The sequence below is a fragment of the Arthrobacter sp. Hiyo1 genome, assembly GCF_001263615.2.
GTDB lineage: Bacteria > Actinomycetota > Actinomycetes > Actinomycetales > Micrococcaceae > Arthrobacter.
In genome coordinates this window covers 80606-82653 of sequence record NZ_DF952476.1, presented here as the reverse complement: position 1 = coordinate 82653, position 2048 = coordinate 80606, and the positions used below count along the sequence as shown (strand labels likewise).

Below are 2048 nucleotides of genomic sequence, written 5' to 3'. Positions count from 1 at the left end.
CAAGGTGCAAGCGCACCTGAACAGGTAGAGAGCTCAGCCCGCGCACTGGACCTCAACATTCCCGAACAGGACGTCTGGCGCCGGGCGATCGACACCGCGATCACCCGAAATTCCGGGACGCCTTCGCCCCGCGCCGAGCCCGGCCGAAGACGAGGTAGTGTCAAGCTGCTGGTGACGCGCGGGGTGGAAGGGGCCTCGACTCCCACGTGCTGGATCCAGGCTTCGCCGTCCCCCGCGGCAGTCGCCGGCAGCGCGAGACGGGCATCGACGTCGTACTTCTTGACCGTGGCTTTGACACGGAGGCGGGCGACCGCGCCCCCTGGCTGCTGCTCGGCGCCAAGACGCTCTCCTACGCGGTGAACATGGCCGCGCTGCGCTACGCGCACAAGCAAGGTGCGGACGACGCAATCTTCACGTCAACGGACGGCCGCGTCCTGGAGGGCCCGACCTCCACGGTGTTGCTGGCCCACGTCGAAACGGTCGACGACGGCGCCGGCTCGGCGCGCACGGTCAAGCGCCTCATCACTCCGCAGCTGGACAGCGGCATCCTGCCCGGCACGTCCCAAGACGCGCTTTTCGCCAAAGCGAAGGCAGCGGGCTGGGAGCTCGGCTACGGCCCGCTGGTCCCGGAAGACCTGTTCGACGCGGACGCGGTGTGGCTGATCTCGAGCATCCGGCTCATCGCGCCCGTCAACCACGTGGATGGCAGGGAGATTGGCACGCCGGCAATGCGCAAACAGCTGACGGCCGAGCTCAACGAGCTGTTCGCGGGGATCGAGTAGGGTTTTCGCGCCAACTGCCTCCCCTGCCCAACTAACTAGCAGTAGATGTCGTTTAGAGCGCCCTAAACGACATCTATTGCGAGTCACTTGGGTGCGGTGATTTGTTCCCGCAGGATGTCCGCGTGACCGCAGTGTTGCGCAAGCTCGCGCAGCATGTGGAGGTACACCCAGCGCAGCGGGAGCGGGCCGCGTCGGTTGCCGTTGAGCATGTCGTCGAGCCCCAAGGACGATGACGCCCGGCGCGATGCTTCGCATGCCTCGCGGTGCGCCTGCTGGATTGAAGCGATGGTGTCGCCGTCGTCGAGGATAAAAGATTCATCCGGCGTCGCAGGGATGCCGATCTCCGCGCGCGAACGGCACGTGATGGCTTCGTCGAACCAGACCTTCTCCACGAAGGTCGCATGTTTTACGAGGCCCAGCAGGGTGGTCCGGGACGGCACCAATGACCGCCGGACCTGTTCCTCCGTCAACCCGTTCAAGCAGTCATTGAGCGCGCGCCGGTGCTCATCGATGAATGCCTCGAATTGGATGCGAATTGGCTGGTTGAGGTTGTCTTCGGCAAGCGTCACGGTTGCACCTCTGTTTTCCGTCAAGCAGGGATTCAGTCAGTATCGATGTGATCCGAGCTTAGCCGGGGAATAGACTCCGTTCATGCGTCTGGCGATCATTGGAGCGGTGCTCCTTGCGGCCGGAGCCGTGGCGATCGCCACCGGCGCCCTGCCTTTCACCGATCTAGTGGCACTCGTGGATCGGGTGGCTCCGATTCTGTTGTTCGTCGTCGCGATGACGGTTGTGACTGAGCTGTGCAGTGAGGCTGGAGTGTTCCTTTGGACTGCCCGCCGGCTCCGCTATTGGGGCCGCGGATACAGCATTCTTTTGTGGCTGTTACTGGCGGCATTCGCGACGCTGAGTACCGTCTTCCTCTCTTTGGACACGACGGCGGTGCTGCTGACCCCCGTGGTGGTCAGCGTGACGCGGCAAGCCGGACTGCCGGCCCTGCCCTTCGCGCTGACGACGGTGTGGCTGGCCAACACGGCAAGCCTGCTGCTGCCCATTTCCAACCTGACCAACCTTCTGGCCCAGCACAGCCTTGGCGGTATTACTCCGGGCGGGTTTGCCGGCCTGATGTGGGCTCCTTCGCTTGCCGCCGTCGTCGTACCCCTGCTGTTCATCGCCGTCGTCTTCCGGCGGGATCTGCGCAACCGCTATTCACGGATCCCGGTCGGACGGATCAGGCCGGATCAGCCGGCCGGGGCTGATTCCAGG

2 protein-coding genes and 1 pseudogene are annotated in these 2048 nt (G+C 64.6%); 2 read left to right on the top strand and 1 reads right to left on the bottom strand.

The window, feature by feature from the left end; genetic code table 11:
• Positions 1-782 (top strand): annotated as a pseudogene (locus AHiyo1_RS20815) (aminodeoxychorismate lyase); the annotation flags it as partial.
• Between the two features lie 83 nt (positions 783-865).
• Here AHiyo1_RS20815 and AHiyo1_RS20810 read toward each other — a convergent pair.
• On the bottom strand, positions 866-1351 hold the full coding sequence (locus AHiyo1_RS20810; protein WP_059389858.1) for a DinB family protein: 486 nt from the start codon (positions 1349-1351) through the stop codon (positions 866-868).
• A gap of 82 nt (positions 1352-1433) precedes the next feature.
• Between AHiyo1_RS20810 and AHiyo1_RS27460 the strand changes: the two genes are divergently transcribed.
• Positions 1434-2048, top strand: a 615-nt coding sequence (locus AHiyo1_RS27460; protein ID WP_253257518.1) for an ArsB/NhaD family transporter, incomplete at its 3' end; no start/stop codon positions are given.